Below are 21,288 nucleotides of genomic sequence, written 5' to 3'. Positions count from 1 at the left end.
CCCAGGTTGGGGCTGTAGATGGGTGCATGAGTAATGGGGTAATGGGGTGGTTATTTAAGCGCAAGCGCCTAAGCCATCAGAGCTGTCAAAGCTTTTTAAAATTGATCAATACCTATGCATTAGCAAAGCAGATTAAATAACTAAAAAATCATTAGCTAAGCTTATAAGACAATTAGAGAATTAACATTTTACAGATCCTGATTCTGTCGCCACCATAGGGACAAGTCCATCAAATTTTCAGTCAGGATTTTCACCCTATGGTTACTCTTGCTGCTCCGTCAATAACAACGGCTTCACCAAATAGACTGACAATCCAAACTGCTGAAATTGCCTTGGGTTCTACAGCAATTCGTTGCCTTGACTGGGATCGAGACCGTTTCGATATCGAATTCGAGTTAAAAAATGGAACTACCTATAATTCTTTTCTCATCCGTGGTGATCAAACTGCGTTAGTTGACACATCTCACCAAAAATTTGAAGCGTTATATTTTGAGACTCTCGAAGGTCTGGTGGATCCAACAACAATTGATTATCTTGTCGTCAATCACACTGAACCAGACCACAGTGGCTTAATTGGCCGTTTGTTGGAGATTGTGCCCCAGTTGACAATAGTAGGCTCGAAGGTAGCCATTCAGTTTTTACAACATCAGCTGCATCGTCCATTTGCTTTTCAATTGGTTAAAAGTGGCAGCCAGCTAAATTTGGGGCAGGGACACTGTCTGGAGTTTGTTTCGGCTCCTAATCTTCACTGGCCCGACACAATCTTCACCTACGACAGTGGGACTCAGGTGCTCTATACCTGTGATGTGTTTGGCATGCACTACTGCGATGACGCTCTCTACGACGAGATACCAGAGCTGCTAGAGCAAGACTTTCAGTATTATTACGACTGTTTGATGGGGCCTAATGCCAGGTCCGTATTGGGAGCCTTAAAGCGGATGAATAAGTTGACGGTGACCCTAGTGGCCACCGGACATGGTCCCCTACTGCAACATCACCAGCAGCAATGGCTCGAATACTATCGCACCTGGAGCGAAGCCCAATCTAAGGCGACTCCCTACGTAGCGCTGATTTACACCGATGAGTATGGCCATAGTGATCATATCGCCCGTGCAATTGCTCAGGGTATTCACAAAACCGGCACCGATGTTGAGCTAGTGGACTTAAACGAAACCGATCTCCACGATGTGAGAGAAATTGCCACCACTGCCACCGCCCTGGTGGTAGGGATGCCACCTCAAGCAACCAATAATAGTCACGTCTCTGCTGCACTCAGTACAATTTTGGCGGTGGCCCATCCTAAACAGGCCATTGGCTTATTTGAAACGGGTGGCGGTCACGACGAACCGATTTATCCACTGCGTAATCGGTTTATAGAACTGGGACTAATAGAAGCATTTCCACCAATCTTGATCAAGGCGACCCCATCTGATGCCACTAAGCAACACTGTCAGGAAGCAGGCACTGATCTGGGGCAGTGGGTGAGTCAAAACCATCGGCAGCGTCGCAGAGAAGCCTCAGACTCTAGCTTGGACCAGGCTCTAGGGCGGTTGAGTAGTGGTCTTTATATAGTCACTGCCCGTAAAGGAGATGTCACCAGTGCCATGTTGGCCTCCTGGGTCATGCAGGCTACCGTTGAGCCTTTGGGGCTGGCGGTGGCCGTTGCCAAGGAACGTGCTATTGAATCTCTGCTGCATGGAGAGGATTATTTTGTTCTAAATGTGTTGGAAGAGGGCAACTACCAGCGGTTGATGAAGCATTTCCTCAAGCGCTTTCCCCCCGGTGCCGATCGGTTTATTGGCATTGCCACCTACGATGCGGAGAACGGTTCCCCGATTTTAGCTGAAGCACTGGCATATTTGGAGTGTCGGGTCATCAGCCGTACCGATGCAGGAGATCATTGGATAATGTATTGCGCTGCCGATCGTGGACGGGTGGCTCACCCTGACGGTATCACCGCTGTCCATCATCGCAAAGCCGGTAGTCATTACTAAAAATGGCGACTAATAACAAACTTTTTGGGTGTCATTGCCATGCATGACACTTCATTTTGTACTCACAGAAGTTTTTGCTCTAACCTATCACCAAGAGAACATATACGATGACTTATACAACACCAACAATTTCGTCAACCGGCAGCCGTCCTCGGGATGTGCAGGTGGCAGACATTGGTACACAATCCCAAGTATTACGATCTCGCACCTGGGATCGCCTCAAATTTGAAATTGAATATGGACGGCGGCGGGGCACCACCGCTAATTCCTACTTAATTAAAAGCGAGAAAATCGCCCTTATCGACCCGCCAGGTGAGTCTTTTACAGCTACCTATTTAGCTACGCTACAACAACAGATTAACCCCCATAACATTGACTACATCATCACCAGCCACGTAAATTCTAATCGGATTGTTACCCTCAGGGGCCTACAGCAGATAGCACCCCAGGCAACACTGGTGTGTTCTCACCCTGCCTTCAATACCTTAAAAAAATCAGGTCTAGTTTGGTCGGTGGTCCCTGTCCGTACAGGAGATACGCTAGACTTGAGCCAGGGACATCGCCTCAGCTTTATTAGTGTGCCAACCCCACGCTGGCCCGATGGACTTTGCACCTACGATCCAGCCAGTGAGATTTTATATAGCGATAAGCTATTTGGCAGCCACTTTTGCGGCAACAATATTTGGGATAGCCACTGGCGTGAACTCAATGATGACCGCCGTTACTATTTTGATTGTCTCCAGGCCCCCCAGGCCAAACAGGTAGAAGTCGCTCTAGATCAGTTTGATGCCTTTTCTTTCAAGATTCTCGCGCCAGGCCATGGTCCCTTAGTACGTCATAGCCTGAGTCGATTTCGTCAGGACTATCGACAGTGGTGCCAGGAACAAACCCAACGGACACTGCGGGTTGCCGTACTCTACGCCTCGGCCTATGGTAGTACGTCCACCATCGCCCATGCCATTGCCCAAGGTCTCACAGACAATGGTGTGGCGGTGGAAGCTATTAATTGTGAGTATACTCCCACTGAGACTCTCACTAAAGTTGTTGCCGACTGTGATGGGTTTATTATTGGGTCGCCCACATTGGGTGGCCATGCCCCAGTACAAATTCAAACTGCCTTGGGTACAATCCTGGCAAATATACCTAAAACAAAGTTGACGGGAGTATTTGGCTCCTATGGATGGAGTGGTGAAGCGATTGACTTATTACAACAAAAGTTGCGGGATGCAGGTTATCGGTTTGGCTTTGAGCCAATTCGCGTGCAGTTTAGCCCCGATTCGACTACCCTCAAGATATGTCAAACTGCTGCCACCGCATTTGCTCAGCAGTTGCGTAAGCGTTCCCGTCAGCAGGTACCGCGTCAGACGATGGTCGACATTCAGACTAGCCGTACCGCTCAGGCCCTGGGGCGCATCATCGGCTCTCTATGCGTAGTTACCTTTGAACACCACAGTCACCATCGGGCGATTCTCACCGCCAGGATTTCCCAAGCCAGTTTCGCACCGCCAGGGATTATGATGGCTTTACCTATGGGGGATGATGCGATTTCAAGTCTACAAACCCAGGACTCATTTGTTCTCAACATCCTCAAAGAAGGACGTAGTATCCGCCGCCATTTTTCCTATCAAAAATCCTGTCAGATTCCCGTAGATCAGCTGAACACCGAAATCTTACAAGGGGGAAAACCGATATTTACTGATGCTCTAGCCTATTTAGAGGGTACCATCATCAGTCAACAAACCATTGGCAGCCATCTATTGGTATACGCTCATATCAACAATGGTCAGGTATTAGATAAAGGGGGACTGACTGCCATCCATCAACTGTAAGGCATTAGGGCACCCACAAGAGCTGTCCCTACAGGATCGTATTCCTAAAGAATTTGAGACAAGAACTTCTGGGAGCGCTCTTCTTTAGGGTTATTAAAGAACTCATCCGGCGTGTTCTCTTCCACGAGCACACCAGCATCCATGAGAACAACTCGGTCAGCCACTTCACGGGCGAAACCAACTTCATGGGTAACACAGACCATGGTCATCCCTGTGTCTGCTAGACCACGCATAACATCGAGTACTTCTCGTACCATTTCAGGGTCGAGGGCAGAGGTGGGCTCGTCAAACAGCATAATCTTGGGTTGCATGGCGAGGGAACGGGCAATGGCCACCCGCTGCTGCTGACCACCGGACAACTGCCCTGGAAACTTATTAGCCTGCTCTAAAATGCCTACACGCTCTAACAGCTGCATGGCAATTTCTTCTGCTTCCCGTTTCTTCTGCTTGCGCACCCAAATCGGAGCCAGGGTGACATTTTGCAGAACCGTCAGGTGGGGAAACAGATTAAACTGCTGAAACACCATGCCCACTTCCCGACGAATCTCCTCAATGTTCTTCAAGTCGTGGGAAATCTCAATGCCATCAATAACAATGCTGCCCTTTTGGTAAGGCTCTAGAGCATTAAACGTACGAATAAAGGTGGACTTACCGGAACCCGATGGCCCCATCACGACCACCACTTCCCCCTTATACACATCAAGGCTGACGCCCTTGAGCACATTAAAGCCGTTGTCGTACCACTTCTCTACATCGCTAGCAACGATCACTGCCTCAGCACCGACAGAATTGCCGTTGGCATGATTGGTCATGGATATATCCGCTTGGGTCATCGTTATGGTTCCTCATGGTGGGGAAAAACCCCAGGACTATTTTGGCATTTACTACCCGTGGCGCTGTGGTGGACGACACGGGATTTAACATCGATTAGTACTTAACGTTCAGTGTTTAAGGCCTGCTCAATTCGTCGACTGCCCAAGGACATGGCATAGCAGAAGAACCAATAGAGCACGGCAATAAACAGATACACTTCGGAGTAATCTCCCAAATACTTGGGGTTAGCCAAAATACTGTTACTGATACCCAATAGTTCCACCAGACCTACAATGCCCAGCAGTGTGGTGTCCTGGAAAAGGCTGATAAACTGGCCCACAATCGCAGGAATTGCGGTCTTTAAAGCCTGAGGTAGGACAATCAAGGCCAATGTTAAGGGGCTATTCAGTCCTAACGAGGCTGCAGCTTCAAATTGACCTCGGGGAATAGCCTGCAAACCGGCCCTCACATTCTCTGCCAGATAGGCTGAACTAAACAGGGTCAAACCCACAATGGCCCGCACAATGTTGTCTGGTCGCACACCCTCAGGTAAAAACAGCGGAATCATTACCTGCCCCATAAACAGTATGGAAATCAGAGGTACACCACGAATCAGCTCAATGTAGGCAACGGATAATCCCTTGATGATGGGTAGACTGCTGCGCCGACCCAGGGCCATTAACACACCAATGGGAAAACATAGGGCAATACCAGTAATGGCAAGAAACAGCGTCAGGGTTAAACCACCCCAGTTGTTAGTGCCAATAGGCTTTAGCCCAAAAAAGCCGCCAGCAAGATCAAATATAGAACTGATGGCAAAGCAGCCTAAGCCAAAGGCAACGACGGCAATGACAAATGTAGTCAGGGTTTTACGCTCAGCCAAAATTGGCACCAGCAGCGACACAAAGGAAATATAGGTAACCAATGTAAGCAGCTTTAGGGGTAGCGGCACATTTAAGAACCCATACACTGGCAAGAACAGTGCTACACTGCCCGCAAACCAGAAAATGCGCATCAGCCAAATGCCAATCGGGTTAAGGCTAACGGCATCAATAATTGAAGAATTGGCTAACAGTTTAAGTGCCATTGAGGCTAGCCAAATACTCGCGCCAACGGTAAGTACCAAAAAGATCAGGCTGTTGCGAATATCTCCCCCTGCTAGAATCAGCAGCGAAATAGAGTAAGCAAAAAACCAACCCGCCGACAAAAACTGACTGAGGGTCAGCTTGCGTTGGCCAATAGTTTTAGCCCCCCAGGCACAGGCCAGGGTGAGCACCACCATACCAATCAATGTCAGGGCCGATGGCCGAGTCAGTGGCAAAATAATCAGGCCAGCGCAAAGAATAGCGACGGTGATCAGCCCGCTGCGACCCAAGAGCTTGCTTTGGTTACGCGCTAGCAGTCCCCAGGTAAAACCGCCCATGGCAACATTGACAGCAAGGATGACCCAAATACGTGAACGGATCTCCGATGGGTATAGCCCTGACATAAATAAGGCCAGGTTGTTGGGGATTACGGCCCACTCAGCCAGTCGAATCGCCCAGTTGAGCATGCCCCATAGTGCTGCCAGCATGATGCCGACCAACATGACTGTTAGCAACGCGTTGTACCAGGTGTTGAACAAATGCTTACGCAGCCAGGCTACCGGACCTGCTTGGGCAATGGGCGGCGGGCTAGCGTCAACTACCAAAGGTGAATCAGGTGACGTTGTTGTCATCGCCTCTACCGCTCCTTAAATTGCACAGCACTGTTGAGTTGATTCATATTTACTGAAATCAAAAGGTTGATGATGAGATAGGTGGCCATCATCAGTAAAAAGACTTCGACCGGTCGCCCCGTTTGGTTAAAGGTGGTGTTGGCCACGGAATATAGGTCGGGATAACCAATGGCCAAGGCCAAACTGGAGTTCTTAGCCAGGTTGGCAAATTCACTGTTGAGTGGGGGAATAATCACCCGTAATGCCTGGGGAAACACCACCATACGCATGGCTAAACCTGATGACAGCCCTAGAGAACGGGCGGCTTCCCACTGGCCTTGAGAAACCGATTGAATTCCGGCCCGAACAATCTCAGCAATAAAGGCTCCGGTGTAAAAGGTTAACCCCGTCACAATGGCGGAATATTCTAACGACAGCCTCAGACCGCCAGTAACACCGCCGCTAAATGTACCGTCATCTCTGACACCAGCAACGGGTGCTTCCCAGCCGAGGGCAAAGAGAATAATGAGGACGCCGAGGAGCAGTAGACCTGCGATCGCAATCAGCTGTGGTTTACCCGACTGTCCCTGCTCTACAATCAGCTGTGTCCGCCAGCGGTTCAGCAATACCAAAGGCACAATCATCACTAGCAGCACAATCACCCATAGGCCTTGAGAGCTAGAGAATAGCGCGGGTAATGCACCTTTAAAATAAACCCCCTTACCCGCATTCCAGTTGAACAGCAGAAAGAACTCAGCCAATACCAAAATAGGGATCAAAAGAATGCTAAAGCCATAGTTGAGTAACGGTCCTATGCCGCCCTGATAGCGGCCAGCACGAATGACCCCAATCGAGCGCATCAACACGCCAATCAAAAGCAAGGACACAGCCAACAAAATCAAACTAGTCCACGTTGCTGGTGTAAACGATGGCCCCGGCAAATATATTCCTTTTTTGCTCAGTACCAGCCAGCTAGCATTGGCATTGGGAAAAATAAACGGGCTCCTCGGTGCAGGAAAACTAAAGAAAACCGCCAAATACCAGAAAAACAACTGGAGCAAGAGCGGTACATTACGCACCAGTCCTACATAGGCTCGACTAATTTTGTAAAGTAGCCAATTATCAGAGAAACTGGCCACTCCAGCGGTGATCCCAACCGTAGTTGCCAGAATCACACCGACAATCATCACTCGCAGAGAATTGATGATACCCACCTGGATAACCTTAGTGTAGGTATCCTGCGCCTTATAGTCCAAAAGGCTTTCACCAATCCCAAATCCGGCTGAATTCTTGAGAAAACCAAAGCCAAATTGAATACCTCGACCCAGCATGTTGTCATTGAGCGTGGCTGAGAAATGCCAGAGCAAATTCACCACAAACAACACAATCAGCGCTTGGAACGCAATCTTCCAAAAGCGTTCATCACGGAATAGAGATTGGATACCAGAAATTGGACTGTTACTTCGACTGGTCATAACATAGGAACAACTAAAGGCTTAGCAAAAGCAAATTTAAACCACATCGCACATTAAATTCTCAAATGTGCTCTGATTCTCAGCTGTGCTCTGGGAAAGACATATGTATATACGAACAAAGCTCTTATCATCAACACCTAAGTTCAATCATCATAGGGGGGTGACGATAGGAGATTCTAGCTTTTTTGCCCAGGCCACAAAAACTGTTAGTAAACGTAATGTAATTCCTTAGGTGCCGCAGTACGATGGGCTACCGTGCAACTAACTTCATCATTTGAAATAAAAAAATAGGGGCCTATTAGGCCCCTAAAAACTATCTAATGCTGGTTGTTAAAAAACACCATTAGATAGTTTCAGTTATTTAGCGGAAAGGAGGTGCATACATCAAACCACCATCGGTCCAAAGCGCATTCTGACCACGATCAAGTTCAAACTGGGATTCCTTACCCAAGTTGCGCTCAAAGATTTCGCCATAGTTACCAACGTGCTTAATAGCGCGTAGCATAAAGTCATTGGGCAGACCCATATCATCACCCAAAGTACCTTCAGCACCTACGAAACGTAGAATGTTGGGATCTTCGCTGTTAACGGCTTCTTCAATATTCTCAGAGGTTAGACCAAACTCTTCAGCCTGAATCAAACCGTAAGTAACCCACTTGACAGTATCAAACCAAGCAGAGTCGTTGTTAATGGTTACCGGTCCCAAAGGCTCCTTAGACATGGTGACATCTAACAGAACATGAGCATCGGGCTCGCTGAGGGTACTGCGACGAGCGATTAGCTGAGACTTATCAGAGGTAAAGCCTTCGCAACGACCTTCATCGTAGGCAGCATAGCCAGCATCAGCATCTTGGAAGACAACGGGCTCAAAGCTAACACCACGCTGGCGGAACTGGTCAGTCAGGTTGAGCTCAGTAGTGGTACCGGTTTCAACACAAATGGATAGGCCTTCCATGTCTTCAAGGGTTTCAACACCACTATCAGCACGTACCAGCATGCCCTGACCATCAAAGAATGTAGTAGGAGCAAACTCCATACCTACAGATGTGTCGCGACTGATGGTCCAGGTGGTGTTACGGGAGAGCATGTCCACCTCACCTCCCTTGAGGGCCTCAAAGCGCTCGGTGGAATCTAGACGGCGATACTCAATGGCTTCAGGATCATCAAACAAGGCAGCTGCAACAGCCTTACAGACATCCACATCCAAACCGGAGTAAGTACCGCTCTCGTCAACAAAGCTGAATCCAGGAATACCACCATCAACACCGCAGTTTAGGGTGCCGCGACTAAGAACAGTTTCTAGGCGGCTACCACCGCTAACGGCACTCGAAACCGTATCGACAGCATCACCAGCCGCATCAGTAGCTGTATCAACAGCATCTTGAGCACCACCGCATGCAGCTAGCGGTAGAGCAACAGCAAGTAATGCTGCTAATGAAGAACCCCTTTTTGCCATAGTTACCTCACACACTCCATTGGAATAAATCAAGTCAGCTTAGTGGAAAAACACAGCCTGTAAATCGAGAACCAATGCAGTTTTCAGAACCACGATCCACGACTTATGTAATGTATCTAGGCTGGATTTTTATGCATTCTAAGACGTTATGTTATCGCCTACCAGGAATTAATACGTATAATACGCGGCAGTTATGGCAAGAATATGAGGGCAATAAGGATTGATTTCAAAGAGATAGCAGCACTTTGTATTGCAGATCACTATTTTTGAAATCGAGTAAAACTTAAGACTTACTTAACCAGTGTTATTTAGGTTATCTATCGAAACGATAGAAATAATGCTAGGAAATGAAGTCTATTACTATGAGAATCTCTAATTCCTACCAGACAAAAATGACTGAAAGTTTATTCATTCTGAGCAATATCTCGAATTAGGGGAAGCTTAGAGCGAATGTAGTGGTTGACCTGGCTCAATTCAACTGTATCTAGAGGAGACTGATGACATAGCTGCTCTATCACCCAGTTGGTCAGCCCCTGATCGTCTAGGCTGAGAATATAGTTGCTGTGGGCGGCATCAATCACAGACCAAAGTTGACGAAGCAGAAAAGGAGACATGCAATTTTAATATTGTTTTAACATTCTCGTTTCCATTATCACTATTACATGCCAGGGTTGATGTTTAATTTTGACAAGTTTTCTCACAGACAAGCCGACTTAACTCAGGGTTGGTCGCTGTCATGAGGCTACTTTGTATCAGTAATGGGCACGGGGAAGATCTGATCGCCATCAGAATTTTGCAGGCTCTGCAAGGGTTAGCCCCTCATCTAAAGATGGCAGCCTTACCCATTGTGGGTGAGGGTCGGCAATATCAGAAATTAGGCATTGAAATTATTGGCCCCACGAAGAAAATGCCCTCCGGTGGCTTTATATATATGGACAGTCAGCAGCTGGCTCGGGATTTGCAGGGGGGGTTGCTTCAGCTGACGATTGCGCAGCTACGGGCTATGGGAAAGTGGCTGAATCCAGATGATGTGGTGCTGGCGGTAGGGGATATCGTGCCGCTACTATTTGGCTGGCTCAGCCGCCATTCATATGGGTTCGTTGGCACTGCCAAGTCTGAATACCACGTGCGGGACGAGCAGGGCACATGCCTAGTAAAATCAACGTTGCTTGACGTCCTGGACTTTCAACGGACCTGCGTTTACATGCCTTGGGAGCGCTGGCTAATGAAACGTAGTGCCTGTGTATTCCCCCGCGATGGTATTACCACTCAACGATTACATCGCTGGGCCGTAGAAGCCTATGATGCAGGCAACCCGATGATGGATGGGTTTGCCATTCCTACCAGTCAACAGGCCCACCAACAAGGTCTAACTGTTTTGTTATTGCCGGGTTCCCGTGTACCTGAAGCCTATGAAAATTGGCAGCGGTTACTCCAGGGTGTGGATGACCTGACTCGCCATAGACATGAGCCAACCACTTTTTTGACCGCCGCTGCGCCCAGCTTAGATATGGAAATGCTGACGGAAACGCTCACTCATTATGGTTGGCAGTTTACAGGACAGGACCATCAACGAGGTCAGCATAGGCTACAGCTTGATCAGGGGTTATTTGTGGATTATGCCTATCAGGCTAACGTTGCGATCGCAACCGCCGGTACGGCCACCGAACAGTTTGTTGGCTTAGGTAAACCCGTACTCACCCTGCCGGGCAATGGCCCTCAATTCACCCTAAGTTTTGCCCAAGCCCAGGCTCGCCACCTTGGCCCATCGGTCACCCTGGTGGAGCACCCAAGCCAGATCAACCAAATGCTCACCGCCATCTTAAATGACCCAGAACGCCAGGCTATCATTTATAAAAATGGCTTGCACCGCATGGGTCCTCCCGGAGCGGGCAAGCGTATTGCTGAAATTTTGCTCAAAAAACTGCTATTGGCTGCCTAAATCAAGGGGCAAGGGCGCAGGTTATAGGCGTATGCGCCCCTACGGTTTGCACCATCTAACCGATGACTGCACTCATGGGTGCTTTGGCTTTCAGGTATTCCGTGTTGACTCCAGACTCACGGGTGAGGGCAATTTTGCCAGTGCGGGCAATCTCACGCACACCAAAGCGATCTAATACCTGAACAATAGCCACCATTTTGCCTGGATCGCCAACCACTTCAATGGTCAGCGACTCGTCTGAAACGTCCACCACACGAGCCCGGAAAATTTGGGCAAAATTGATAATCTCAGCCCGCGTGCTGCTAGTTGCATTGACCTTTAGCAACATCAGCTCGCGTTCAACACAGGGCTTCTCAGTAATGTCGTTCACCTTGAGCACATTGATGAGCTTGTAGAGCTGCTTGGTCAATTGCTCAATGACACCGTCATCTCCTGGCACCACCATGGTGATGCGAGAGATACCTGCCTGTTCAGCCGGTCCGACAGCCAGACTCTCGATGTTGAAACCACGGCGGGCAAACAATCCAGCAATGCGAGTCAGAACGCCTGCTTCATCTTCGACCAAAACAGAAAGGGTGTGTTTCATGGGAGGAACAGTGATGGAGATGGATCCAATCATGGGGTAGCCCCAATCATGGGGTAGCCCCCAGCAATGGGGGTGGCCCATTATTTTATTCCAGAACCCTACCTTCGAACACATCAACTTCAAGAAACCAATTTAAGAAACTAGGTTTCTTAAGGTGAAGCATCCCGGAAAGTGAGAATGTCCCTCGAAAATTTTTATACATACGGGCAAAACAGGCAATTAAACAGAAACATTTCAGAAATATTTCAAATAACAGCATTACTAACAGACCTAAAACGCTGTTTATTCAACCCTTTAGGGAGATTGGGAGATATGGGCAAACACATATTGCTGATCGCGGTAAGCACGGATGAATTGGCTATAGACACTATGGAAGAGTCTCCTGCGATCGCAAACGTCACTGCCCTCAGGAAAGCGCTATTAGTTGATTTAGAGGGGCTGCGGGATGATCAGATCATCACCCTAATCAACCCCAATCTGCGACAGATGCGCCATGCCATTGCGCTGATGACCTATCGCTGCCGTCACGATGATCTCTGTTTGATTTACTACACTGGCTATGGTGTGCTTGATCCCCGCACGGGGGCTATTTATCTGCCCGCCAGCGACACTGACCCCCATGCCGTTGCTACCACAGCCATCTCCAGTGACTATATTCGCCAGGCCCTACCGTCACTACAGGAGGGGCTTAATCGAGTCATGATACTAGATTGTCTTTGGAGTTCTTTACCCCAAAGCAACATTGATAATCCAACTATGCTACAAGGGGGAATGTCTCCCAACGGTCACTTACCAATGCCCCATTTGGCAGACTGCAACTGTGCCCTGCTCACAGCCTTAGCTAGCTCCGCAAACCCTTGGCCCACCGTCGATTTAGGTCTATCTCTCTACACTCACTATTTGATTGAGGGGATTACCACAGGATTAGCCGATACGGATGCCGATGGGGGTATCTCCATCGATGACTTACAAACTTACCTGGCGCGGGCACTCAGTGAGAGCCATACGGACATCTTTCCCATTGCTCTCTACACCCACAACGAAACAGCCGACACCCCACTGCTAGCCGTTCCTCCCTATTCTCCTGAACGGGAATATCGCAGTAGCCTTGAGGAATATGCCCACCGCCATCAGGGCCATATTCCACCCGCCAGCCGCAACATTTTAGAATTTCTACGCCATCAGCTGGGCATTAGCGTTTACCAGAGCCAAGAAATTGAAGCCAATGTGATGGCTCCCTACGCCCACCATAAGGACAGTTGCGATCGCTATCGACAGGCCATGCTAGCCGCTTTAGAACTGGAAAACCCCTTGGGCAAACCGCTAAAAAAGTGGCTACAGCATCTTCAGAGTGAGCTTGCTCTGAGTTACGAAGATGTGTGCGCCATTGAAGCCCAGGCCATGACCCACCCAGGCTCTGCAGGGCACCTGCAAACCTTGCCCCGCTGGTTAACCCCCATTGATGATCAACAGCCAAAACTGCCTGCCCATGTCCCCAATGGTCGTAACGGTCAGGACTATTACAACAGCTAGATCGACATTTAAAGATTCCCCTCATTTGGACTGTATGGGCAATATAGTTCAATCGATCACGTCAATTTGCTATTGATGATTGCCAGATGATCCGGTAGCGTCTTTGGCATGATCACCATCGGCTCTGTTTAGCCGTCCTGTTTGACCATGCAGTCAGATTTCTCATATTCCCAGCCCCAGTGGCTCCAGAAAATTTTTACGGCACTGAACCTGCGCCCTGAAGAAGGCCATCGCACTCTGCTGCTGTTTACCTTCTATACCTTCATGTCCATGGGGATTATGTGGCTGGAGGTCAGTTCGGCAGCATTATTTCTAGACAAGTATGGAGCCAAAACACTACCGCTGATCTATTTGTTTACGGCATTGGTAGGGGTAAGTTTAGGCAGCGTCTATTCTTGGCTACAGCGTCTGCTACCCCTGCGCCAGGTGATTGTGTTGATTGCCCTATTAATGACCTTACCCATTGGCCTATTTCGCATTGGGTTAGGCGTTGAGGTTTGGGCCGCCCCCACCATTTTTGCACTGCGTCTGTGGATGGAGGCCATCACTAACCTGAACGAGCTGAATTTATCCGTATTAGCCAATCAGCTGTTTAATATCCGCGAGATTAAACGCACCTTCCCCCTGATCAGCAGTGGCAATTTGGTGGCCGACATCCTCAGCGGGTTTACCCTGTTTGCCCTCCTGACGGTTTTAGATGTCAACAATGTTGTCTATCTGGTACTTGGCATCATGCTGGTGGCAACAGGCGTGCTGTTCTACATCAGCAAAACCTATGAACATGCCTTCCCAGACTCCAAACGCCGGACAGTGGAACTGTCCAATGCCAATTTTTCAGCCAGACGGTTGCGTAAGCTCATTCGCCGTTATGTGCTGCTTTTACTGAGCTTTTTTGTGATCGCCCAAATGCTTCTGTATTTGGTGGAATATCAGTATTTTCTACAGTTGGAAGCCCAAGAATTCAGCATTGATGCCATGGCCAAATTCCTGGGTATTTTCACCGGGGTATTGGGCCTCATGGAATTGCTTACCCAGCTATTTACCTCCAGTCGTTTAATTGAACGGTTGGGATTGTTTATGACAGCAGGTTTATTGCCAGCCTTAATGGCTATCTTCAGCTGTCTGTGCTTAGTGGTAAGTCTACCGGCGGTGGGTGGCGCAACCGGACTGTTTATCGGCCTGATATTGCTGAAGTTTATTGATGAATGGCTACGCTACACCATTGTGGCTAGCAGCCGCCCAGTCCTGTTTCAACCGGTTCCCGCTCAGCCACGGGCCAAGATCCAATCATTGGTCGGTGTAGCAGAATCCATCGCCATTGGCATAGTGGGCATCGGGATTTTACTGGTGATGGCTCTGGCGAATCACATTAGCTGGATGCAGGGGAGCAGCATCTTTTTGTTCATCACCCTCGGTCTATCATTACTGTGGTTAGGCAGCATTTTTTTGTTGCGATCGCAATATCTCAATCTTCTTGTACTCACAGCTGAACGCGGTCTTTTAAGCTTTTCCGACGCCAGTTTACGGGTATTAAAACAGGCGATTATCGAAGCCTTAGACAAACCTGGCCCCGAAGCCGATAAGCGCTCCCTAATTGAGCTGCTCACTCAGATTGAGCCTCGCAGCATCAGCGAAGTGTTGGCTCCCATGCTCAGTGAGCTTTCCCCCAATCTGCAACAGCAGAGTTTGGAGACCATGCTGGTCTATCCAGATCCCACATTTACGGGCTATGTCGACGCTCTCATTTACCCGTCCCAAGAGCCATCCATTTTGGCCTTAGCCCTCCGCTATGTCTGGCTGACCCAGCAAGATGGCGATGTGAATCAGCTCAAGCCCTATCTGAAACCTAGCATTGATCCAGCTGTACGCGGCACGGCTGCTTCCATGATGCTCAGACATGGAAACCCAGCAGAGCGGGCGCGGGCCACATACCTGTTGCAGCAGATGCTCACCCACCAGGAGGAACTGGAGCGGGTGATGGGCTGTCGCGCCTTAGGGGAAGCCGAGTACATGCAAGGACTGCGGCTCCATGTGCCCAATTTGTTGCAGGATGATTCACTGCGGGTACGACGGTCAATGTTGGAAGCGATCTCAGCCACACGGCTAGAAGAACACTATCCCTCACTGCTAAAGGCCCTCAGTTATAAATCCACCCGCGAAGCGGCGATGAAAGCCCTGAGCGAACTGGGCAATGACGCCCTCCCGATGCTAGTCAAGCTGGCCAACGATCCCTATAAAAGTGAAACCTTACGCCACCAGGCTTGGAATGTCATTGGCCGCATCGGCACCCTACAAGCCCTCAACCTATTGTCATCTAATTTGATGACGGCATGGGGAGGCCCCCGTCGCTGGATTTTACGCATTTTGTTAAAGCTCCTGGATGAGCAGGGCTTACGCCGGTCTACGGATATTGATAGTGCCCTTGACCAGCTCGGTCGTCCAGGGGTAGAAACCTTGTTAGATCAAGAGCTACAGTTTATTGGTCAGCTCTACAGTTGTTTGGAGGACTGTTCCGAAGAAAAGGCATCTGGAGAAACCTGCGAATGGCTGCGACGGGCTTTGCAGGATATGAAGGCGGATGCCATGCAACGCATATTGTTACTGCTGCGGTTTCTTTACCCATCTTCAGTGATTCAAGCAGCAGAGCTCAACCTGGATGGCTCAGCCGCCAGTCGAGCCAGAGGTCTGGAGATTTTAGACAATACGTTAAACATTCCTGCAAAGCGCGCCATTCTCACCCTATTTGACCGATCTAATTCTAATAATGAAACGACGCTAGCCGCCCTCCATCCACTGGTCACGTACCAGCCCCTGGAACCCCAGGAACGTCTACGCCAACTCATGGAATTAAGGCATTTTCTATCGGATTGGGCCTTAGCCTGCTGCTTTCATGTAGCCCGCACCGAGCGCTGGCCCCTAAGCGGTGACCATGTGATGGCATCGCTCCGCCACCCGGTCAGCTTTGTGCGAGAAGCCGCTTTAAGCTATTTAGACATGGCTTCACCCAGCAGCCTTCCCAGGTTGCTGCAGTTAATGGAAAAAGACTCTGATCCGCTGGTGGCTGACCAAGTCCAGAAAATGCTGGAAAAGCATGTGGCCACTCAATAAATACACAGTTTGAGGCGGTGGGATTTGGGTATGTTCAGGGTTAAGCAGATGTAGGTTTGGATAATGTATGTGGTCAATGTACTACCCCGTATTGCATCGACTGCCTCCGAGGGTTACACTGCCATAACTGAGCGGCCATCCACCGCTCAACTGTGCTCACTGTGTGGTTTTGACCAAATAGCATATCTAAACCAAGTTCACCATGCTCACCAGCGTTGATCGTTTACTATTCGTGCGGGGTGTCCCCATCTTTAAAGAACTGCGGGACGACTTTCTAGTGCGATTAGCATCCATCATGGATGAGCTGTCTTTTCCTGCAAATCATAGAATTTTTAAGGAAGGTGAAGAGGGCCGTTCTCTTTATATCGTGGTCTCAGGACAAGTACGGGTACATTTGCGATCGCAAAACCTAACCACCCTAGATAAGGGGACGTGTTTTGGTGAAATGTCCCTGTTTGATGCTGAACCACGCTCCGCCTCAGTGACCACCATTAATGCCTGCGATTGTCTGGTTCTGACTCAGCAGCAGCTATACGAAGCCATCGACGAAACCCCCGGCATCGCTGTCAACATTATTAAGCTCCTGTCGCGGCGCATTCGCGAGATTAATAAGGAGCGTAATCAAAAACAAGCCAGTCAACCCACAAAAATCTCACCCATCCTTCAGGATGCGCTGCAAGAAGTCCCCAGGCCTAATGCTAGCAACGGCAATAGCAAGTCCCAGAGCCCTGCCAAAACTCGGCAGAGAAAAGTGCGTCAGACGCCAACAACCACTCGCTATGAAAACCCATGGCCCTATTAGTCACCCCGCTAAACCATGAATAAGACAAAAAAGTGGCTAAAACTGGTGGTAATTGCGATCGCAACCATCGCAGTTATTTGGATCATTCAACGCTATGGCGTTAGTCAGCTACGAGACAACGTTGAAACCTTTGGCGTTTGGGCACCATTAGCCCTATTTTTCCTCAGGTTTACCAGTGTTGTTATTCCCGCTTTGCCAGGCACCGCTTACTCTGTATTGGCCGGGGGCCTACTCGGTTTTTCCCAGGGTCTTTTGGTGATCTGTCTGGCCGATCTCTGCTCTTGCAGCTTGAGTTTCTTTTTATCAAAGCAATTTGGTCGTAGCTTTGTGCAACGCCTGATAGGCGAAAGATTCATCAGCCGCGTTGATAACCTCAGTCAAAGGCACCTAGAACGCAACTTCTTCTTAATGACAGCCTTTCTAATGACAGGTTTTTTTGACTTTGTTGCCTATAGTGTTGGCCTCACAAAAGCACCCTGGTTACGATTTATTCCAGCCCTTATCCTGAGCATTGCCATCTCGAACCCTCCCATCGTCGCACTTGGGGCAGGCGTGTTAGAGCAAGGAAGATTACTGTTAGTTTTTGCAGTTTTAGGAGCCTTTGCCTTAGCACTTTTAACCGGCTTCCTACAGCGCAAGCAGCCCATAAGCTAATGCTTGCGCCCCAACCATAGTCAAAGACTGAATCACATACATAATCAGTCCCATGGAAGAATAATGCAACATTCACTGCTCCAACGTTAGGGAGTCTAGCACCCATGAATGTTGCATCATTTTTTTACTCTTTAGCTAACAGCAACTGGCTGACAACTCCACTGATGCCGTATTAGCTAACAGCAACTGGCTGACGACTCCACTGATGCCGTATTTGTTGACTTAACTCCATCTGTTGTATAGGGGAACCTGCCAATAATACAGTCACCTTACCCGCCTGAATAGTCCCCCAATTAACTAACACAACACCTGTTTTAGTGATTGGGTCAAATTCTAGGCCATCTAAACTCAAGTCCGCCAGTTGTCGACAGTCAGTATGCAAGGTTTCACTACACCAACTTGGTACATTCAACCGAGCGGCAATCTCAGTGGGATACGAGGAACCGTTATATCGAGGGTTGCATTCAATCGCTAAATATAGTGGCCCTGTTGGAAAATCCGCAACCGCCACATCAAACCCAAAGGTCCCCCTCATCCCCTGTTCAAACATCCATTGAGCCATGGGATCTGTAATATGCCATGGCTGATGCAATGTTGGATAACGATTACCGCCATGCACACAACCGTCTAAGATTTGCTCAGACACCAGAGCACGCCTTAATCCCTCCGATGTCACCCGATATTGCAGATTAAGAAAAGCAGAGGCCTGGATCTCCACCTGGACTTGAAAAGGCTTGTCTTTCGGAAACTGTTCTACAGCATCTAACAGATCCGCAGAATTCTCACATCGAAAAATACCAACACCATGATCTGAGACAGCTCGCTTTACATAGCAAGGATAGGAAAAAGCTTCAAGATTTCCTAATTGCGTACGACTTTCAAAACACTCAGTCTGGGGAACAGGAACACCGAGTTGATGAGCCAATGCGACAAAGTTATTCTTAGAATTCATGTATTCAACAACTTTGTACCAGTCGCCATCTAACTGCCTTAGGATCCTGGCATAACCCTGATTATGATCAGAGGAATCATATTCAAACGCATGGCCAAAGAAATAGACCGAGATTTCATCAGGAGACTGTTGAGCCAGCTCTTCAAAAGCAACATCCCAAATAATATCGTGACTATGCTCTAACCCAATGCGCGCATAGTGCTCTCTCAACATTGGCCAATCAGCCATCAAATCTGGATGTAACTGGACTTTATCCCCTGGAGAGCTTAAGCCCAAAGCTCTTCCTGAAAAAAGATGAACCCCCCGATTGGCGTCCAGGGTACTCATCATGATGTCATGGTTAAAGATCTTCATTGTTAAAATTCTCAGAGCGATAGTGAACCTAAATAACTAACGTAAGACTGCGAAGATTGCCCGCTTGCTCTATGTTTCCAGTGTCTGAGAGACAAATCGATTCAGAACACGACCTCCAACCACGGATCAGCATGAAGTATCCTGCATCACTAATGCAATAGTAAAATATTAAATAATTTGAGATATCAATATCTCTAGAGCACAAGCCTCGACTGCACACAGGCACTCCTACCAGCTTCTCAGACTCAACGTATCCAGCAAAAACCTCAATTAAGACACGATTATCAGCCAATCAAAGCTCTTTTCTCCCACTCTAAAAAACAGATTTTTTTGCCCTTAAAATATCTTGTTTTCATGACATGAGAACAGAAAAACTGTAAATCAATACTCTGTTTTGTTTAGAAAATTGTTATATATTCTTCGAACAAATGATTTCCAAGATCAAAATCAAACTTAACTCTTTAGTAAGATTTTAAAATATAAAAAACATTCTCCCGGCATTAAGAAGCCAGGAGAGAATAAAAAACAATGGGGCTTGATCTAACTACTGCTGACTGTAGCAGCAGTTAAACGACCTAATTGCTACTTATGTTGGAGCAATCAAGTTTGAACTGACATCTGCACGGTCAAACCAGCTTTAGTTAGAAGCTGAATCAAATCTTCCACTGAAAACCGGCTAATTTCGCCATTGATCAGATTTTGCATACGAGGAGAAGACTGCCGAAAAGCTTGGGCCGCCTCATCCAATGTCCAATGTCGTTCCTGAATATATAGCCGCAGCGCCAGCATTAACTCTGTCCTAATGCGCAAGCTCTCCAGCTCTGCTATTTCCAAATCTAATGTGGATTGCTCTAATACGGGTAACCCACTCACTCTCAAGTCTTGGAGCAAATTCATGATTAGCAATTAGATATGCTGACTTCAGCCACTACATTATGCGATACTTCTGTAGCCAAAGTAACCGAGTCTAATGCGCTAATAACTGAGTGCGTGAGATAACAGTGGGTTCCAGTTATTTGAAATTTTATTAAGCTATGCCAGATCAATTCTCTCTCATTATCCATGGTGGTGCAGGAGCTTTAGAACAAATAAAGCGTGAGGGAAATGAAACAGAGTTTATGGAAAGTATTCGCAGCATTTTAGAAAGTGGGCGCAGTATTCTAACAGCGGGTGGCAGTGCACTAGATGCAGTTGAACACTGCGCTGCTCAGTTAGAAGATGATCCACTCTATAATGCAGGTCGTGGTTCTGTTTTAAATGAATATGGTGAAGTAGAAATGGACGCTGCCATTATGGATGGCAAAACCTTCCAGGCAGGAGCTGTTGCAGGCATCACCTCAATCAAAAATCCAACTGCCCTAGCGCGCCAGGTGTTAGAGAAAAGTGAGCACGTTATGCTCATTGGGAAAGGGGCCCGTGAGTTTGCTAAATTTTGCGGTTTACCCCGCATGGCCAATGATTATTTCGTGATTGAGACTCGCGTTCGTCAATGGCGTGAGGCTCAAAAGGTAGGGGGCATGATGCTAGACCATGAAGCCGCCACACCTAGCCAAAAACTTGGCACCGTTGGGGCCGTTGCCAGAGATAGTGCCGGGAATCTAGCCGCCGCTACGTCTACGGGAGGGATTGTGAACAAACGCTGGGGGCGTGTGGGGGACAGCCCTATCGTTGGTGCTGGTGTCTTTGCTGATAATGACACCTGTGCTGTTTCCGCCACCGGCTATGGAGAACAGTTTCAACGAACGGTACTGTGCAAAATGATTGCGGATTTTGTTTACTTCCAAAAGTTGGATGCCCAAGCTGCAGCCACTGCTGGCATTGATTACTTAGTGAAAAAAGTCCAGGGTTTAGGGGGGGTCATCGTGATCGATCAAGCAGGCAACTGTGCAGTAGGCCATTCAACATCTGGCATGATTTACGGTTGGATTGAGCATGGCGGCGAAGCCCTATGTAAGTTGGCTTAAATCCATTGGCCATCCATAGGGTTAAATAGTGTGACTAAAATCACTGAATATCAATCAAAATTGTTCTTTAGCGATAAAAATAAAGCTGAATATCGGAGACAAGCCTCCAAAAGTACTCATTTCTGTTGGA

General features: G+C 48.2%; 16 protein-coding genes. 8 read left to right on the top strand and 8 right to left on the bottom strand.

The window, feature by feature from the left end:
- Positions 1–257: 257 nt before the first annotated feature.
- A complete protein-coding gene (locus QGP82_RS29410) occupies positions 258–1,994 on the top strand; it encodes a diflavin flavoprotein (RefSeq protein WP_499061794.1) in 1,737 nt (578 codons plus the stop codon).
- A 107-nt stretch (positions 1,995–2,101) separates the two neighbouring features.
- The gene (locus tag QGP82_RS29405; protein WP_499061793.1) at positions 2,102–3,823 is read left to right on the top strand and encodes an oxygen-binding di-iron domain-containing protein; all 1,722 of its coding nucleotides are present in this window, start codon (positions 2,102–2,104) and stop codon (positions 3,821–3,823) included.
- A 44-nt stretch (positions 3,824–3,867) separates the two neighbouring features.
- Here QGP82_RS29405 and QGP82_RS29400 read toward each other — a convergent pair whose 3' ends face one another.
- From QGP82_RS29400 to QGP82_RS29380, 5 genes are all read right to left on the bottom strand, one after another.
- Positions 3,868–4,656 (bottom strand): amino acid ABC transporter ATP-binding protein, encoded by a 789-nt coding sequence (locus tag QGP82_RS29400; RefSeq protein ID WP_499061792.1) that lies wholly within the window; start codon positions 4,654–4,656, stop codon positions 3,868–3,870.
- Positions 4,657–4,757: 101 nt separating this feature from the next.
- Complete coding sequence (locus tag QGP82_RS29395; protein WP_499061791.1) at positions 4,758–6,353, bottom strand: amino acid ABC transporter permease; 1,596 nt, start codon at positions 6,351–6,353, stop codon at positions 4,758–4,760.
- Between the two features lie 5 nt (positions 6,354–6,358).
- A complete protein-coding gene (locus QGP82_RS29390; protein ID WP_163667618.1) occupies positions 6,359–7,807 on the bottom strand; it encodes an amino acid ABC transporter permease in 1,449 nt (482 codons plus the stop codon).
- 361 nt (positions 7,808–8,168) lie between these two features.
- Positions 8,169–9,263 (bottom strand): amino acid ABC transporter substrate-binding protein, encoded by a 1,095-nt coding sequence (locus tag QGP82_RS29385; protein WP_163667615.1) that lies wholly within the window; start codon positions 9,261–9,263, stop codon positions 8,169–8,171.
- Positions 9,264–9,667: 404 nt separating this feature from the next.
- On the bottom strand, positions 9,668–9,877 hold the full coding sequence (locus tag QGP82_RS29380) for a hypothetical protein (protein WP_163667612.1): 210 nt from the start codon (positions 9,875–9,877) through the stop codon (positions 9,668–9,670).
- Between the two features lie 122 nt (positions 9,878–9,999).
- Here QGP82_RS29380 and QGP82_RS29375 point away from each other — a divergent pair, with 122 nt between their 5' ends.
- Positions 10,000–11,205 (top strand): lipid-A-disaccharide synthase-related protein, encoded by a 1,206-nt coding sequence (locus tag QGP82_RS29375; RefSeq protein ID WP_163698284.1) that lies wholly within the window; start codon positions 10,000–10,002, stop codon positions 11,203–11,205.
- 55 nt (positions 11,206–11,260) lie between these two features.
- Here QGP82_RS29375 and ilvN read toward each other — a convergent pair whose 3' ends face one another.
- The gene (gene ilvN, locus QGP82_RS29370; protein WP_163671756.1) at positions 11,261–11,791 is read right to left on the bottom strand and encodes an acetolactate synthase small subunit; all 531 of its coding nucleotides are present in this window, start codon (positions 11,789–11,791) and stop codon (positions 11,261–11,263) included.
- A gap of 312 nt (positions 11,792–12,103) precedes the next feature.
- On the opposite strand from ilvN, the gene QGP82_RS29365 reads away from it, so the two are divergent.
- From QGP82_RS29365 to QGP82_RS29350, 4 genes are all read left to right on the top strand, one after another.
- Positions 12,104–13,324, top strand: a complete 1,221-nt coding sequence (locus QGP82_RS29365) for a caspase family protein (protein WP_163667607.1) — start codon at positions 12,104–12,106, stop codon at positions 13,322–13,324.
- Positions 13,325–13,471: 147 nt separating this feature from the next.
- A complete protein-coding gene (locus QGP82_RS29360) occupies positions 13,472–16,432 on the top strand; it encodes a HEAT repeat domain-containing protein (protein WP_163698281.1) in 2,961 nt (986 codons plus the stop codon).
- A 202-nt stretch (positions 16,433–16,634) separates the two neighbouring features.
- Positions 16,635–17,234: a Crp/Fnr family transcriptional regulator gene (locus QGP82_RS29355; protein ID WP_163667601.1), complete on the top strand. Its 600-nt coding sequence runs from the start codon at positions 16,635–16,637 to the stop codon at positions 17,232–17,234.
- A gap of 15 nt (positions 17,235–17,249) precedes the next feature.
- Positions 17,250–17,888, top strand: coding sequence for a TVP38/TMEM64 family protein (locus QGP82_RS29350; RefSeq protein WP_163667598.1), 639 nt, complete (start codon positions 17,250–17,252; stop codon positions 17,886–17,888).
- 172 nt (positions 17,889–18,060) lie between these two features.
- Here QGP82_RS29350 and QGP82_RS29345 read toward each other — a convergent pair whose 3' ends face one another.
- Positions 18,061–19,194, bottom strand: coding sequence for an ATP-grasp domain-containing protein (locus QGP82_RS29345; RefSeq protein ID WP_499061790.1), 1,134 nt, complete (start codon positions 19,192–19,194; stop codon positions 18,061–18,063).
- A gap of 600 nt (positions 19,195–19,794) precedes the next feature.
- Positions 19,795–20,091, bottom strand: a complete 297-nt coding sequence (locus tag QGP82_RS29340; protein ID WP_163667592.1) for a helix-turn-helix domain-containing protein — start codon at positions 20,089–20,091, stop codon at positions 19,795–19,797.
- Positions 20,092–20,228: 137 nt separating this feature from the next.
- Between QGP82_RS29340 and QGP82_RS29335 the strand changes: the two genes are divergently transcribed.
- On the top strand, positions 20,229–21,158 hold the full coding sequence (locus tag QGP82_RS29335) for an isoaspartyl peptidase/L-asparaginase family protein (protein WP_006515208.1): 930 nt from the start codon (positions 20,229–20,231) through the stop codon (positions 21,156–21,158).
- Positions 21,159–21,288 lie beyond the last annotated feature (130 nt).

The sequence above is a fragment of the Leptothoe sp. LEGE 181152 genome (genome assembly GCF_032906605.1).
Taxonomy (GTDB): domain Bacteria; phylum Cyanobacteriota; class Cyanobacteriia; order Phormidesmidales; family Phormidesmidaceae; genus Leptothoe; species Leptothoe turfae.
Note: the sequence above shows the minus strand (reverse complement) of the source record. Positions and strands in the feature narration are given on the sequence as shown.

Bases quoted from the DNA above. Each gene is read 5' to 3' on its own strand.
- QGP82_RS29410 (WP_499061794.1), top strand. From the start codon at position 258: ATGGTTACTCTTGCTGCTCCGTCAATAACAACGGCTTCACCAAATAGA.
- QGP82_RS29405 (WP_499061793.1), top strand. From the start codon at position 2,102: ATGACTTATACAACACCAACAATTTCGTCAACCGGCAGCCGTCCTCGG.
- QGP82_RS29400 (WP_499061792.1), bottom strand. From the start codon at position 4,656: ATGACCCAAGCGGATATATCCATGACCAATCATGCCAACGGCAATTCT.
- QGP82_RS29395 (WP_499061791.1), bottom strand. From the start codon at position 6,353: ATGACAACAACGTCACCTGATTCACCTTTGGTAGTTGACGCTAGCCCG.
- QGP82_RS29390 (WP_163667618.1), bottom strand. From the start codon at position 7,807: ATGACCAGTCGAAGTAACAGTCCAATTTCTGGTATCCAATCTCTATTC.
- QGP82_RS29385 (WP_163667615.1), bottom strand. From the start codon at position 9,263: ATGGCAAAAAGGGGTTCTTCATTAGCAGCATTACTTGCTGTTGCTCTA.
- QGP82_RS29380 (WP_163667612.1), bottom strand. From the start codon at position 9,877: ATGTCTCCTTTTCTGCTTCGTCAACTTTGGTCTGTGATTGATGCCGCC.
- QGP82_RS29375 (WP_163698284.1), top strand. From the start codon at position 10,000: ATGAGGCTACTTTGTATCAGTAATGGGCACGGGGAAGATCTGATCGCC.
- ilvN (WP_163671756.1), bottom strand. From the start codon at position 11,791: ATGAAACACACCCTTTCTGTTTTGGTCGAAGATGAAGCAGGCGTTCTG.
- QGP82_RS29365 (WP_163667607.1), top strand. From the start codon at position 12,104: ATGGGCAAACACATATTGCTGATCGCGGTAAGCACGGATGAATTGGCT.
- QGP82_RS29360 (WP_163698281.1), top strand. From the start codon at position 13,472: ATGCAGTCAGATTTCTCATATTCCCAGCCCCAGTGGCTCCAGAAAATT.
- QGP82_RS29355 (WP_163667601.1), top strand. From the start codon at position 16,635: ATGCTCACCAGCGTTGATCGTTTACTATTCGTGCGGGGTGTCCCCATC.
- QGP82_RS29350 (WP_163667598.1), top strand. From the start codon at position 17,250: ATGAATAAGACAAAAAAGTGGCTAAAACTGGTGGTAATTGCGATCGCA.
- QGP82_RS29345 (WP_499061790.1), bottom strand. From the start codon at position 19,194: ATGAAGATCTTTAACCATGACATCATGATGAGTACCCTGGACGCCAAT.
- QGP82_RS29340 (WP_163667592.1), bottom strand. From the start codon at position 20,091: ATGAATTTGCTCCAAGACTTGAGAGTGAGTGGGTTACCCGTATTAGAG.
- QGP82_RS29335 (WP_006515208.1), top strand. From the start codon at position 20,229: ATGCCAGATCAATTCTCTCTCATTATCCATGGTGGTGCAGGAGCTTTA.